Source organism: Enterobacter sp. C4G1 (genome assembly GCF_052886895.1).
In genome coordinates this window covers 2,195,850-2,210,219 of sequence record NZ_JBQVVV010000001.1, presented here as the reverse complement: position 1 = coordinate 2,210,219, position 14,370 = coordinate 2,195,850, and the positions used below count along the sequence as shown (strand labels likewise).

The following is a 14,370-nucleotide window of genomic DNA, read 5'->3' as shown; positions in this document are numbered from 1 at the left end:
GCATTATGAAGGTCAATAACTGACCAGATAATTATACGGGAGTTTTGTTATGTCTCACACCATTGATCTGACTCTGGACGGCCTCTCCTGCGGCCACTGTGTCAAACGCGTTAAAGAAAGCCTGGAACAGCGTCCTGATGTTGAAAGCGCGGACGTGACTATCGATCATGCTGCCGTCACCGGTAGCGCCAGCGCCGATGCGCTGATCGACACTATCAAACAAGCCGGTTACGGAGCGGAGTTAAGCCACCCAAAGGCTAAACCGCTGGCAGAGTCATCACTCCCGTCGGAAGCACTGACAGCGGCCATTCCTGAGCTTCCGGTAGCTGATGATATTGACGACAGCCAACAGCTGCTGATCAACGGCATGAGCTGCGCCAGCTGCGTTTCCCGGGTACAAAATGCATTGCAGGCCGTACCGGGCGTCGCACAGGCACGGGTTAACCTTGCGGAGCGTACTGCGCTGATTATGGGCAGTGCCTCCGCCGCAGATTTAGTGCAGGCCGTCGAAAAAGCAGGCTACGGCGCAGAGGCCATCGAAGATGATGCCAAACGCCGCGAACGCCAGCAGGAAACGGCGGTAGCCACCATGAAACGCTTCCGCTGGCAGGCGATTGTCGCGCTGCTGGTCGGTATTCCGGTAATGGTGTGGGGCATGATCGGTGACAACATGATGGTCACTGACGACAACCGCACGCTGTGGCTGGTAATTGGTGTGATTACACTCGGCGTCATGATTTTCGCCGGGGGTCACTTCTATTCGAGCGCCTGGAAGAGCCTGAAAAATCGCACCGCAACGATGGATACGCTTGTCGCACTCGGCACGGGCGCGGCCTGGCTCTATTCGATGAGCGTCAACGTCTGGCCACAGTGGTTCCCGATGGAAGCGCGCCATCTTTATTACGAAGCGAGTGCGATGATTATCGGCCTGATTAACGTAGGCCATATGCTCGAAGCCCGCGCACGCCAGCGTTCCTCTAAAGCGCTGGAAAGACTCCTTGATTTAACGCCGCCAACCGCTCGCGTCGTCACAGACGACGGCGAGAAAAATGTCCCGCTGGCCGAGGTTCAGCCGGGTATGACGCTGCGCCTGACCACCGGTGACCGTGTTCCTGTTGACGGCGAGATCACTCAGGGTGATGCCTGGCTTGATGAAGCCATGCTGACCGGGGAACCTATCCCACAGCAAAAATCCCAGGGAGATGCCGTGCACGCCGGTACGGTGGTGCAGGACGGTAGCGTACTGTTTCGTGCAAGCCGCACAGGTAGCCACACCACGCTGTCGCGTATTATCCGCATGGTGCGTCAGGCTCAGAGCAGTAAGCCGGAGATTGGCCAGCTTGCTGATAAAATTTCCGCCATTTTTGTGCCCGTGGTGGTCTGTATTGCCCTGCTGAGCGCCGCTATCTGGTATTTCTTCGGCCCGGCGCCGCAAATTGTCTACACCCTGGTGATTGCCACCACGGTATTAATCATCGCCTGTCCTTGCGCACTTGGCCTGGCGACGCCGATGTCGATTATCTCTGGCGTGGGTCGTGCCGCCGAGTTTGGCGTACTGGTCCGTGACGCCGACGCCCTGCAACGCGCCAGCACGCTCGATACGCTGGTATTTGATAAAACCGGTACGCTTACGGAAGGCAAACCGCAGGTGGTCGCGGTGAACACCGCTGGCATCGCAGAAGCCGATGCACTGCGCCTGGCGGCCGCGCTGGAGCAAGGCTCCAGCCATCCTCTGGCCCGCGCCATTCTCGATAAAGCAGCGGACGCATCCCTGCCGCAGGTAAGCAACTTCCGCACTCTACGTGGGCTGGGCGTCAGCGGTGAAGCAGAAGGACACGCACTGCTGCTGGGTAACCAGGCGCTGCTGAATGAAAAAGGTATCGATACGTCGGCGCTGGACAGTGAACTACAAGCGCAGGCATCTCAGGGCGCGACACCGGTACTGCTGGCTGTAGACGGCAAAGTGGCGGCCCTGATTGCCGTTCGCGATCCGCTGCGCCAGGACAGCGTGGATGCCCTGAAACGTCTGCACCGTGCGGGCTACCGCCTGGTGATGCTGACCGGGGATAACCCGACAACGGCAAATGCCATTGCCCGCGAAGCCGGTATTGATGAGGTGATTGCCGGGGTACTGCCAGAGGGTAAAGCCGATGCCATCAAGACACTGCAAAACCAGGGACGCCAGGTGGCTATGGTCGGGGACGGGATCAACGATGCACCTGCACTGGCTCAGGCCGATGTGGGGATCGCGATGGGCGGTGGCAGCGATGTCGCCATTGAAACGGCAGCAATCACCCTGATGCGCCACAGTCTGATGGGCGTTGCGGATGCGCTGGCCATTTCAAAAGCCACGTTGCGCAATATGAAGCAGAACCTGTTAGGGGCATTTATCTACAACAGTTTCGGCATTCCGATTGCCGCCGGGATTTTGTGGCCACTGACCGGCACGCTGCTCAACCCGGTAGTCGCAGGCGCAGCAATGGCGCTGTCGTCCATAACCGTGGTCAGTAACGCAAACCGGCTGTTGCGCTTTAAACCGAAAGATTGAACCTTCGGCTCCTACGCGCTAGCATGAACCTTTCCGTTCATGGAGCGCGTATGAGTCTGTTTAATCGTATAAAAACATCGTTTCGCGCCCTGTTCCCTCGCCGTTATGCCTGGCCGGGCATGGATATCTCACTTTCTGGCGGACAACATCTGCACCTGGTTGGCAGCATCCATATGGGAACCTCCGGGATGTCACCTCTCCCGCCTCCCCTGCTCAAACTGCTGCGTAATGCGGATGCCCTGGTTGTCGAAGCGGATATCTCCGGCAGTGAATCTCCTTTTGCCGATCTGGATATCCCGCCTCCGCTCAGCGAACGCCTGGATGACACCCAGCTTGCCGAACTGACGCGCGTGGCTGATGAGCTGGGCATATCAATGTCGATGCTGGGAACTCAGCCCCTGTGGCAGATTGCCATGGTGCTTCAGGCGACACAGGCGCAACGTCTGGGATTGCGGGGAGAGTACGGTATTGATTATCAACTCCTTCACGCCGCCCGGGCACGAAATCTGCCGATCATCGAGCTGGAAGGTGCACAAAGCCAGGTTGAGCTGTTACGCCAGCTTCCTGATGATGGCTTACTATTGCTGGATGATACCCTGACCCACTGGCATACCAACGCGCGGTTGCTCCAGGTGATGGTGAGCTGGTGGCTCGAAACGCCGCCCGCAAACGACAAACCAGAATTACCCGCCACGTTCAGCCAGTCGTTGTATGATGTCCTGATGAACGAGCGTAACCGGGCGTGGAAACGCACGCTGAATGCGCTACCAGCCGGGCATTATGTGGTTGCCGTGGGTGCGTTACATTTGTACGGAGAAGGGAATTTGCCGTCACTGCTTAAATAAAAAAATGGCCAATATTTCTATTGGCCCGTCAAAGAGGAATTTCATCGTTTTTATTATGCCGAAGGCGACCTTCGGTTGAGCCGATTGTCGCTCAAAGTGACCATCACTGCCAATACTATTGCGCAAGATGGTGCTATTTTTTAGACAAACGTCAGGCGTATGCTCTAGGCATGAAATGTCTGTCGTAAGAAGGATAGCTATGACTCCCGCCGTTAAATTACTCGAAAAAAACAAAATCTCTTTCAGGATCCACACTTACGATCACGATCCGAATGAAACTAACTTTGGCGATGAAGTGGTGCGTAAGCTGGGGCTGAATGCCGATCAGGTTTACAAAACGCTGCTGGTTGCGGTGAATGGCGATATGAAACACCTTGCGGTGGCGGTAACGCCTGTGGCGGGGCAGCTGGATCTGAAAAAAGTCGCCAAAGCGCTGGGCGCGAAAAAGGTCGATATGGCGGATCCGATGGTTGCGCAACGCACCACCGGTTATCTGGTGGGCGGGATCAGCCCGTTGGGGCAGAAAAAACGTCTACCAACGCTGATTGATGCTCCTTCACAGGAATTCAACACCATCTATATTTCAGGCGGCAAGCGCGGGCTGGATATTGAACTGGCGGCAGGCGATCTGGCAAAAATGCTGGACGCGAAATTTGCGGATATTGCGCGTAGGGATTAAAAGAAAAAGCCGGGTGGCGGCTACGCCTTACCCGGCCTACATGTTGCACCCGTAGGCCCGGTAAGCGCAGCGCCACCGGGCAACACAGCCGCACTACTGCCAGCTCACCTCGCCTTTCGGCTCATACGCATTCACATCTATCGGCGAATTCTGCTGAATAAACTGCTTAAGCACTTCCGCATCAATAAAGCCGGTATTCACATAGCCCGGTTTGTTATCGATATGCGGATAGCCATCCCCGCCCGTAGCGTTAAAGCTCAGTGTTGCCATGCGGTACGTTTTAGCAGGGTCAACCGGCTCGCCTTTGATTTTGAGGTCATTGAGCTTACCGTCTTTCGCCACAAAACTGACGTTGGCAAACTGCGGATACGCCCCCGAATCGGGCTTCATCTGCGCCACGGCGGTCAGATAGTCGATAACCTCTTTACCGCTCATGTCGGCATACACCACCACATTGCCAAACGGCTGAACCTTCAGCACATCTTTATAGGTGATATTCCCGCCCTCAATGGAGTCACGAATACCGCCGCCGCTCATCACGCCGAAGTCTGCGCTGGTACGCGCCATTTGCGCTGCCAGCACCAGATGCCCCATATTGGTCTGCACGAAACGGACTTTGCTGCGGTCACCTTCCAGGCGGCCATTAAGCGTGCCTATCTTCACATCCAATTGCGCTTTGCCTTTATTCTGGAACGGCGTCAGCACAGAGAGCATCTGCTGGTTTTCAGCAATTTCTGGGGTGTAAAGTACGCGCTCACTTTTCCCGTCCGGGTAAGAGACTTTCTTCTTCAGGTTGACCGGGATCAGCTGGTAGTGCACCAGTTTCATCTCGCCATTGCGGAACTCAAAGTCCGCACGACCGACGTATTTACCCCACTCGTGAGCCTGAACAATCCAGATACCGTTCTGACGGTCTGGCGCGCACGGCGTGCCCGGCACGTAATCCACCTGCTTTTTATTCTCAGACGCCATGCATACCGGATCTTGTGAGTGACCACCCACAATCATTGCCAGAGAGCCCGCAGGCAGGCTGCGCGCCATCTCGACATCACCCGGCGCATTGGAGCCATGCTCGCCATTATCGTAGTGCCCCATATGCGTGGTGGCGATAATCACGTCCGGCTTTTCATTCTGCTGGAGTTCCTGAATCACCAGCTTTGCTTCGTCTGCCGGCTTACGGAACTCGATATCGGTGAAGTATTCCGGGTTGCCGATTTTCGCCGTGTCGTCGGTGGTTAAACCAATAACGGCAATTTTCAGATCCTGACGCTTAAACAGCGCCCAGGGTTTAAACAGGCGTTCGCCGGTGCTTTTCTGATAAATATTGGCAGAGAGGAACGGGAATTTGGCCCATTTTTCCTGCTGGCGCAGAACGGTCAGCGGATTATCAAACTCATGGTTACCCACGGCCATCGCATCGTAACCAATTAAATTCATGCCACGGAAATCGGGCTCTGCATCCTGTAAATCAGATTCCGGTACACCGGTATTAATATCCCCGCCCGAAAGCAGCAACACACTGCCCCCTGCTGCAGCTACCTCTTTGCGAATACCATCCACCAGCGTTTTTTGGGCGGAAAGGCCATATTCACCGTATTCGCTACGCCAGAAATGGCCGTGGTGATCGTTGGTATGCAGAATGGTGATTTTGTAGGTTTTGTCTTTTTCATACGCCTGTGCAGGCAGGCTTGTCAGCCCCCATGCGGCGATCAGCGCCAGCGCCACGCCACGCTTCATTAACTTCATCTCTTCTCTCCCTGACCCATAGACAAACGCAAAAATTACAATGAGTAACAAGAATAGACAAATAAGTTTTCAGAATTGCGACTTTCTTCAAATGTCGCAGACGGGTATGTTAGTTGGATAATAATTACACCCTGCATTTCTAATAACAAACGACGTGGTATTCATCTCTATGGCAATCAGTGAATCAACCCAGCCCATCACGGGCTCTCCGGCGTCGCCGCCACAATCGCGCACTTCCTTTAAAGTTTTAGGCGCAATCAGTCTTTCTCATCTGCTCAACGATATGATCCAGTCTCTGATTCTGGCGATCTACCCGTTATTGCAGTCTGAGTTTTCATTAACCTTCGTACAGATCGGGATGATCACCCTGACCTTCCAACTGGCCTCGTCGCTGCTGCAGCCGGTGGTGGGCTACTGGACGGATAAATATCCGATGCCGTGGTCATTGCCGGTTGGCATGTGCTTTACCTTAAGCGGGCTGGTATTGCTGGCGATGGCGGGCAGCTTTGAAGCGGTGCTGATAGCCGCAGCGCTCGTCGGCACGGGTTCGTCCGTATTCCATCCAGAATCTTCCCGCGTGGCGCGCATGGCCTCTGGCGGGCGTCACGGGCTGGCGCAGTCTCTGTTCCAGGTTGGCGGTAACTTTGGCAGCTCGCTCGGCCCACTGCTGGCAGCGGTGATCATTGCCCCTTACGGCAAAGGCAACGTTGCATGGTTTGTCCTGGCCGCCCTGCTGGCGATTATCGTGCTGGCGCAGATCAGCCGCTGGTACGCCGCTCAGCACCGGGTGAACAAAGGCAAACCTAAAGTAAAGGTTACCAATCCCCTGCCTCGCAACAAGGTTATTCTGGCAGTTTGCGTGCTTCTGGTGCTGATTTTCTCGAAATACTTCTATATGGCTAGCATCAGCAGCTATTACACCTTTTATTTGATGCAAAAGTTCGGATTATCGGTACAAAACGCGCAATTCCACCTGTTTGCGTTCCTGTTTGCGGTAGCAGCAGGCACGGTAATTGGCGGGCCTGTTGGCGATAAAATTGGGCGTAAATATGTCATTTGGGGCTCTATCCTCGGTGTAGCTCCCTTTACGCTTATTTTGCCCTACGCAAGCCTTGAATGGACGGGCATTTTGACCGTCATCATTGGTTTTATTCTGGCATCGGCATTTTCCGCCATCCTGGTCTACGCTCAGGAGCTTCTTCCGGGGCGTATCGGTATGGTTTCCGGGCTGTTTTTTGGTTTCGCCTTCGGTATGGGTGGCCTGGGTGCCGCGGTGTTAGGGATGGTTGCCGATCACACCAGTATCTTCCTGGTTTATAAAATCTGTGCTTTCCTGCCACTTTTGGGGATGTTGACCATATTCCTGCCTGACAACCGTCACAAAGCGTAATTTACCGGCCGTCAAAGTTTTACTTTGGCGGCCAAACTCCCTGATGCTATAAGGCTTTCCTCCTCTTCTCTCCGTTGAATTTGTCAAAATCTGCTTTTTTTCACGCTTATTGCTGTTTTATTCAAACTTCAACAATTATTCATAAACATGTCGGTAAAAATTGTCATAAACTGTAACTCGGTTTTTTGGTTTTTCGCCAAAAATGGAACACCCCACCACGAAAGGAGACGGAATGCATCACGCCACACCGCTAATCACCACCATTGTTGGTGGCCTTGTGCTCGCTTTTATCCTCGGCATGATTGCCAATAAACTGCGTATTTCTCCTCTTGTGGGCTATTTGTTAGCGGGTGTACTGGCGGGTCCGTTTACACCGGGCTTTGTGGCGGATACCAAACTGGCTCCAGAACTGGCGGAATTGGGCGTGATCTTGCTGATGTTCGGTGTCGGTTTGCATTTCTCACTGAAGGATTTGATGGCGGTAAAGTCTATCGCCATACCAGGAGCGATCGCCCAGATAGGGGTGGCGACACTGCTGGGAATGGCGCTTTCGACCTTACTTGGCTGGTCACTGATGACCGGCATCGTGTTTGGGCTGTGTCTTTCTACCGCCAGTACCGTGGTGTTGCTGCGCGCGCTTGAAGAGAGACAGTTAATAGACAGCCAGCGCGGGCAAATCGCGATAGGCTGGCTGATTGTTGAAGACTTGGTGATGGTACTGACGCTGGTTCTGCTGCCAGCCGTTGCCGGGATGATGGAAAAAGATAACGTCGGCTTTGCGTCTCTGGCGCTGGATATGAGTATCACCATCGGTAAAGTTGTGGCGTTTATTGCCATTATGATGCTGGTGGGCCGCCGCCTGGTGCCGTGGATCATGTCCCGCAGCGCCGCGACCGGTTCCCGCGAGCTGTTTACCCTTTCAGTGCTCGCCCTGGCGCTGGGTATCGCCTTTGGCGCCGTGGAGCTGTTTGATGTCTCCTTTGCGCTGGGCGCGTTTTTCGCCGGGATGGTGCTGAACGAATCCGAACTGAGCCACCGTGCCGCGCACGACACCCTGCCGCTGCGCGATGCATTCGCCGTACTGTTCTTCGTCTCCGTCGGGATGTTGTTCGACCCGATGATCCTGCTCCAGCAACCGCTGGCAGTACTGGGCACGCTGGCGATCATCATCTTTGGTAAGTCGGTTGTCGCTTTCTTCCTGGTGCGCATGTTTGGCCACTCGCCGCGTACGGCGCTGACCATCGCCGCCAGCCTGGCGCAGATTGGTGAGTTTGCTTTTATCCTCGCCGGGCTGGGGATGGCGCTGAATCTGCTGCCACAAGCCGGGCAGAACCTGGTGCTGGCAGGGGCTATTCTCTCCATCATGCTGAACCCAGTGTTGTTCGCGCTGCTGGAAAAATACCTCGATAAAACCGAAACGCTCGAAGAGCAGACGCTGGAAGAGGCTATCGAAGAAGAGAAGCAGATCCCGGTGGATATCTGCAACCATGCGCTACTGGTCGGCTTTGGCCGCGTGGGCAGCCTGTTGGGTGAGAAGCTGATGGCGCAAGGTGTGCCACTGGTGGTGATTGAAACCTCGCGAACCCGCGTTGATGAGCTGCGCGAGCGCGGTATTCGTGCAGTGCTGGGCAATGCGGCCAATGAAGAGATTATGAATCTTGCGCATCTGGACTGCGCCCGCTGGCTACTGCTGACCATTCCGAACGGCTACGAAGCCGGTGAGATTGTGGCGTCCGCCCGCGAGAAGTGCCCACATATTGAGATTATCGCCCGCGCCCATTATGACGATGAAGTGGAATACATTACCGAGCGTGGTGCTAATCAGGTGGTGATGGGTGAACGTGAGATTGCGAATACGATGCTGACGCTGCTGGAGAAGCCGCCGGTTGAAGAGGCGGTGACGGGGTAAGTTTTGTGCGGCCTGATGCCCTCTCCCACAGGGAGAGGGAACAAACACTTTTACCTGTCCCAGTACGCCTCTTCGAGGCTATCTTCCCGTTCCGGCAGGCCACGCGTTAAGCGCGGAGAGTGCTGGTTCAGTACCTGATAGCTCACGCGGTTCGCGTACTTACACACCTGCGCCAGCGAGGAATAGGTCAGCCAGCTGAACTTGTGCTTGCTGGAGTTCGGGACATTGGTTTTGTGGTACGCGTTGGCAGTAATGTCGTGCAGCAGCGCGGCCAGAGCCCCATCGCCCGCGCCGTTGGTATTCATTATCTTCTCAGGCCCGCCCATATACGGCGCGATGTGTGAGTAAATACGCTGCGGGTTCTGGCAATCTTTATGACGCATAGCGCGGCTAAATTCGTACTGGTTGAATTCGGCAATGGCACCCGGCAGCAGCGGATGCTGAGTTTTGCGTTTGCTCTCTTCTTCGGTGAAGCCCGCCATATATAACCCAACCGGCCCAGCGGTACAGAGCACCAGATCCACCCAGTCCAGCGCTTTATCCGACGCCAGCAGCGGGTCGCTCTCGCCCGTTAACGCTTCTGCTTCTTCTTCGTTCATCGCCAGAATCGAAACGTGCTCTTTCAGGAACGCCTGCCACCACTCAGGATTGTCGGCAATCACGAATTTGGTGCCAAGTGTCAGAACCACCGGCACGTTGTATTTCTTCGCGTACTCGATCGCTTTCATGGTGGCTTCCGGCATTGGCTCACCCGGCTTGCAGCGAACCAGATAGGAGGTCAGCACCAGCGCAGATGCACCTGCAATCACCTCTTCCGGGATGCTGTCGGCGCGCAGTTTGTTCATGTGGCCCGGGCTGATGGCAAAGGTACGCTCACCGGAATCGCTGATAAGCGTAAAGCAGCGACCGATTGGCCCGTCGACGCCCTGGAGATAGTTCAGATCCGTACGACTGGAAGTGTTGCACAGGTAGCGATAGGCATAGCCGCCAATCTCGATATTGCTGCACATCACGCCCAGCAATACGGAGCGGTCATCGGCCAGCACGGAATAGTTGTGCATGGTGTTACCGATAGTGCCACCGGCAAACTGATGGGTGATCAGGTTTTCACGCACCAGCTCCTGATACAGCGCTTCGGCCACATCATCTTCAATCACCAGTGAATGCCCGGCACTCAAACCGTAACGTTCGACAAACGCGTCATCCACTTTCGCTTCAATATCCACCAGAGTCTGATCGATACCGACCACCCATGCAGCGCTGGTTTCATTTACCGGCTGAATTTGTTGCAGCAGCGGATCGCGGGCATTGACGGGGAAGTAATGTTTGGATTTACGTTTACCGGGAAATTTCATGGTATGAGCTATGCAAAGAATATGGGCCGGGAATGGTAGCACAAACCCGGCCTCAAGCGCGATCAGCGGCTATTTGCCACCAGCGACACCATCATATCGATATGCTCTGAATCGTCGTTAAGTGCAGGAATGTATTCGTATTTCGATCCGCCCGCTTCAAGGAAAAATTCCCGGTTTTGCACCGCTATCTCCTCCAGCGTTTCCAGGCAGTCTGCCGAGAAGCCCGGCGACATCACCTGAACGTGCTTCACGCCCTTCTCGCCCAGCATTTTAAGCGTTTCATCGGTATACGGCGTGAGCCACGGCTCGCGCCCAAAACGCGACTGGAAGGTCATCATCACTTTCTCGGGTGGCAATCCGAGCGCTGAAACCAGCTCTCGCGTGGTATCGCGGCAGCGCTGAGGATAATCATCACCTTCGTCGGCATAACGCTGAGGAATACCGTGATAGGAAAGCAGCAGCACGTCCGGCTCACCGTGTTTTGCAAACGATGCCCGGGCACTGCTTGCCAGCGCTTTAATATAGAGTGCGTTATCAGCGTAATCGCGAATGAATGTGATACCCGGAATACGGCGGCGAGTGGCCAGAATACGCGCCAGTTCATCCCATACCGCGGCAACCGTCGAGCAAGAATATTGCGGGTAAAGCGCCAGCACCACGATATGATCAACGCCCTGTGAAAGCAGTTCATCAACCGCGCTGGCAAGCGAAGGTTTGCCGTAGCTCATCCCCAGTGCCACCGGCATATCCGGCAAACGGGCCGCAAGGGCTTTCTCCTGGCGACGACTGTAGACCATCAGCGGCGAGCCTTCCTCCATCCAGACGGACTGGTAGAGTTTTGCCACACGCGGGGAACGAATCGGCAGAATGGCTCCGCGCAATAGCGGCCACCACAGCAGTCTCGGGGTATCCACAACGCGAGTGTCGCTCAGAAATTGCCGCAGGTAACGTTTTACCGCTTCTGGAGTGGGTGCTTCTGGAGTGCCCAGATTGGCAAGCAGGATGCCGGTTTTCGCCTGACTCATTCACGCCTCTTAACCATTTGAATGGTTGTCAATTGTAGCGGAAATGCGTTTAAACGAAACCCATTGCTGTGATAGATAAAATGAGAATTTTTCTCACCCGGGGATCCGGGTGAGAGAGGTGCGATTAGCCGAGGATTTTTTCCAGCTCTGCACGAACGTCAGCAACGGCCTGGGTGCCGTCTACTTTCGCGTATTTGGTGTTACCCGCCTGCGCTTCTTTAGAGTAGTAGCCGATCAGTGGCGCGGTCATCTGATGGTATTCCACCAGGCGCTTACGCACGGTCTCTTCCTGATCGTCTTTACGGGTGGTCAGCTCTTCGCCGGTCACGTCGTCTTTACCTTCAACCTTAGGCGGGTTGAATTTGATGTGGTAAACACGGCCAGAAGCAGCGTGTACGCGACGGCCAATGATACGGTCAACGATCAGCTCGTCCGGCACGTCGAATTCCAGCACGTAGTCTACGTTGATGCCCGCTTCTTTCATGGCGTCAGCTTGCGGGATGGTGCGTGGGAAGCCGTCCAGCAGGAAACCGTTACGGCAGTCTTCCTGAGCAATGCGCTCTTTCACCAGAGCAATAACCAGTTCGTCAGTAACCAGTTTGCCTGCGTCCATGATGTCTTTCGCTTGTTTACCCAGCTCGGAGCCAGATTTAACAGCGGCGCGCAGCATGTCACCGGTGGAGATTTGCGGAATACCGTATTTCTCCATGATGAACTGAGCCTGAGTTCCTTTACCCGCGCCCGGAGCGCCAAGCAGAATAATACGCATTGCGAAAATCCCCTCAAAAGTTGGTTCAATTTTTCAAAAGCGCTAAACAATACCACCAGAACGGACGTGGCTCAAGGAAGGCGGGACGGCTGAAACGGTTAATGGGGGAGAATATTTGGGTTAGTGCGATTGATTCCCCCTCACCCTAACCCTCTCCCCATAAGGGAGAGGGTACTTGAACACCCTCTCCCTTATGGGGAGAGGGCAGGGTGAGGGGTAGGTGGTCAGTTACGCCAGCAGCAGCGCATTCACACGTTTAATGAAGAGGTTAGGATCTTCCAGCGTGCCGCGTTCGGCCAGCAGAGACTGGTCCAGCAGCAGTTCAACCCACTCGGCAAACAGGCTTTCGTCCTGAGTATCTGCCGCGCGTTTTACCAGCGGGTGATCCGGGTTCAGCTCGAAGATATATTTCACTTCAGGCATAGCCTGGCCCGCTGCAGCGAACAGTTTTGCCATCTGGGTGCCCATTTCGTCGGCATCGGTGGTGACAATCGCCGGAGTGTCGGTCAGACGATGCGTGAAACGCACCTCTTTCACACGGTCGCCCAGCAGAGTTTTCACGCGCTCAACGAACGGCTCCAGCGCTTTTTCAGCTTCTTTCGCGGTTTCATCCACTTCATCTGCCAGCTTGTCGATGGATTCATCGGCTTTGGCAACGGACTGGAAGGTTTTGCCGGCGAACTCGGTGAGGTAGTTCATCATCCATTCGTCGATGCGGTCGGAAAGCAGCAGTACTTCGATGCCTTTCTTACGCAGCAGTTCCAGGTGCGGGCTGCTCTTCGCTGCCGCATAGCTGTCGGCAGTGATGTAGTAAATCTTTTCCTGCCCTTCCTTCATGCGTGATACGTACTCTTCCAGCGACACAGTCTGTGCTGAAGAATCAGTATGCGTGGAGGCAAAGCGCAGCAGTTTAGCAATGGCTTCGATATTACCGGAATCTTCCGCCGGGCCTTCTTTCAGCACCAGGCCGAACTGTTTCCAGAAGGTCTGGTATTTTTCAGCATCGTCTTTCGCCAGTTTTTCCAGCATCTGCAATGTACGTTTGGTCAGCGCGTTACGCAGGTTACGGGTGACGGTGCTGTCCTGCAAGATTTCACGGGAGACGTTCAGCGGCAGATCGTTAGAGTCGATAAGCCCGCGCGTAAAGCGCAGGTAGTTCGGCATGAACTGCTCGGCTTCATCCATGATAAACACGCGCTGGACGTACAGCTTCAGGCCGTGCTTGTGATCGCGGTTCCACATGTCCCACGGAGCCTGCGCCGGGATATACAGCAGGCTGGTGTACTCCTGCTTACCTTCCACACGGTTGTGGCTCCAGGTCAGCGGGTCAGTGAAGTCGTGGGCAATGTGTTTGTAGAATTCGTTGTACTCTTCGTCTTTGATTTCAGACTTGTTGCGCGTCCACAGTGCCTGCGCCTTGTTGATCTTCTCCCAGGAAACTACGGTTTCGCCGTCGTTCTCTTCCTGTTTTTCGATCTCAACCGGCAGCGCGATATGGTCGGAATACTTGCTGATGATCGAACGTACGCGCCAGTCGTTCAGGAAATCGTCTTCGCCTTCACGCAGGTGCAGGGTGATCTCAGTCCCGCGATCCGCTTTGGTGATATCCGCAACGGTGTATTCGCCTTCACCCTGGGATTCCCAGAACACGCCGTTTTCAGCGCTCTCACCCGCAGCACGGGTGCGAACGGTCACTTTGTCCGCCACGATAAATGCAGAGTAGAAGCCCACACCAAACTGACCAATCAGCTGGCTGTCTTTAGCCTGGTCTGAGCCCATGGATTGCAGGAACGCTTTGGTGCCTGATTTAGCGATGGTGCCGAGATGGTCAATGACTTCATCACGGGTCATACCAATGCCGTTATCGGCGATGGTCAGCGTGCGGTTCTCTTGATTAAAAGAGACACGCACACGAAGATCGCCGTCGCCTTCATACAGATCCGGGTTAGACAGCGCGCGGAAACGCAGCTTATCCGCCGCATCGGAGGCGTTGGAAATCAGCTCACGCAGGAAGATTTCTTTATTGGAATAAAGGGAATGGATCATCAGATGCAGAAGCTGTTTTACTTCTGACTGGAAACCACGGGTTTCTTGTCCTTTCATC

10 protein-coding genes are annotated in these 14,370 nt (G+C 54.8%); 5 read left to right on the top strand and 5 right to left on the bottom strand.

What is annotated here, in order from left to right; genetic code table 11:
* Positions 1–49: 49 nt before the first annotated feature.
* The 3 genes from copA (at position 50) to ybaK (ending at position 4,072) form a co-directional block, all read left to right on the top strand.
* Complete coding sequence (gene copA / locus ACT9TW_RS10570) at positions 50–2,548, top strand: copper-exporting P-type ATPase CopA (protein WP_446492321.1); 2,499 nt, start codon at positions 50–52, stop codon at positions 2,546–2,548.
* 50 nt (positions 2,549–2,598) lie between these two features.
* Complete coding sequence (locus ACT9TW_RS10565; RefSeq protein ID WP_446492320.1) at positions 2,599–3,393, top strand: TraB/GumN family protein; 795 nt, start codon at positions 2,599–2,601, stop codon at positions 3,391–3,393.
* A gap of 199 nt (positions 3,394–3,592) precedes the next feature.
* Complete coding sequence (ybaK, locus tag ACT9TW_RS10560; RefSeq protein ID WP_446492319.1) at positions 3,593–4,072, top strand: Cys-tRNA(Pro)/Cys-tRNA(Cys) deacylase YbaK; 480 nt, start codon at positions 3,593–3,595, stop codon at positions 4,070–4,072.
* A 93-nt stretch (positions 4,073–4,165) separates the two neighbouring features.
* Here ybaK and ushA read toward each other — a convergent pair whose 3' ends face one another.
* Entirely contained in the window at positions 4,166–5,818 is a 1,653-nt protein-coding gene (gene ushA, locus ACT9TW_RS10555; RefSeq protein WP_182059876.1) for a bifunctional UDP-sugar hydrolase/5'-nucleotidase UshA, read from the bottom strand.
* 169 nt (positions 5,819–5,987) lie between these two features.
* Here ushA and ACT9TW_RS10550 point away from each other — a divergent pair, with 169 nt between their 5' ends.
* Positions 5,988–7,208: an MFS transporter gene (locus ACT9TW_RS10550; RefSeq protein WP_446492318.1), complete on the top strand. Its 1,221-nt coding sequence runs from the start codon at positions 5,988–5,990 to the stop codon at positions 7,206–7,208.
* A 232-nt stretch (positions 7,209–7,440) separates the two neighbouring features.
* The gene (gene ybaL, locus ACT9TW_RS10545) at positions 7,441–9,117 is read left to right on the top strand and encodes a YbaL family putative K(+) efflux transporter (RefSeq protein ID WP_446492317.1); all 1,677 of its coding nucleotides are present in this window, start codon (positions 7,441–7,443) and stop codon (positions 9,115–9,117) included.
* A 50-nt stretch (positions 9,118–9,167) separates the two neighbouring features.
* On the opposite strand, the gene ACT9TW_RS10540 is transcribed toward ybaL, so the two are convergent.
* The 4 genes from ACT9TW_RS10540 to htpG all read right to left on the bottom strand — a co-directional run bounded on the left by ACT9TW_RS10540 (position 9,168) and on the right by htpG (position 14,369).
* Positions 9,168–10,472 carry an inosine/guanosine kinase gene (locus ACT9TW_RS10540; protein ID WP_446492316.1) on the bottom strand — a complete coding sequence of 435 codons (1,305 nt, stop codon included), beginning with the start codon at positions 10,470–10,472 and terminating at the stop codon, positions 9,168–9,170.
* 62 nt (positions 10,473–10,534) lie between these two features.
* Complete coding sequence (gene hemH, locus ACT9TW_RS10535) at positions 10,535–11,497, bottom strand: ferrochelatase (RefSeq protein ID WP_446492315.1); 963 nt, start codon at positions 11,495–11,497, stop codon at positions 10,535–10,537.
* 124 nt (positions 11,498–11,621) lie between these two features.
* Positions 11,622–12,266 (bottom strand): adenylate kinase, encoded by a 645-nt coding sequence (gene adk / locus ACT9TW_RS10530; protein WP_182059870.1) that lies wholly within the window; start codon positions 12,264–12,266, stop codon positions 11,622–11,624.
* Between the two features lie 228 nt (positions 12,267–12,494).
* Positions 12,495–14,369: a molecular chaperone HtpG gene (gene htpG / locus ACT9TW_RS10525; protein ID WP_182059869.1), complete on the bottom strand. Its 1,875-nt coding sequence runs from the start codon at positions 14,367–14,369 to the stop codon at positions 12,495–12,497.
* Position 14,370: the final 1 nt, after the last annotated feature.

Coding starts and splice junctions, on each gene's coding strand:
- ybaK (WP_446492319.1), top strand. CDS start 3,593: ATGACTCCCGCCGTTAAATTACTCGAAAAAAACAAAATCTCTTTCAGG.
- ACT9TW_RS10540 (WP_446492316.1), bottom strand. CDS start 10,472: ATGAAATTTCCCGGTAAACGTAAATCCAAACATTACTTCCCCGTCAAT.
- adk (WP_182059870.1), bottom strand. CDS start 12,266: ATGCGTATTATTCTGCTTGGCGCTCCGGGCGCGGGTAAAGGAACTCAG.
- copA (WP_446492321.1), top strand. CDS start 50: ATGTCTCACACCATTGATCTGACTCTGGACGGCCTCTCCTGCGGCCAC.
- ACT9TW_RS10565 (WP_446492320.1), top strand. CDS start 2,599: ATGAGTCTGTTTAATCGTATAAAAACATCGTTTCGCGCCCTGTTCCCT.
- ybaL (WP_446492317.1), top strand. CDS start 7,441: ATGCATCACGCCACACCGCTAATCACCACCATTGTTGGTGGCCTTGTG.
- htpG (WP_182059869.1), bottom strand. CDS start 14,369: ATGAAAGGACAAGAAACCCGTGGTTTCCAGTCAGAAGTAAAACAGCTT.
- hemH (WP_446492315.1), bottom strand. CDS start 11,497: ATGAGTCAGGCGAAAACCGGCATCCTGCTTGCCAATCTGGGCACTCCA.
- ACT9TW_RS10550 (WP_446492318.1), top strand. CDS start 5,988: ATGGCAATCAGTGAATCAACCCAGCCCATCACGGGCTCTCCGGCGTCG.
- ushA (WP_182059876.1), bottom strand. CDS start 5,818: ATGAAGTTAATGAAGCGTGGCGTGGCGCTGGCGCTGATCGCCGCATGG.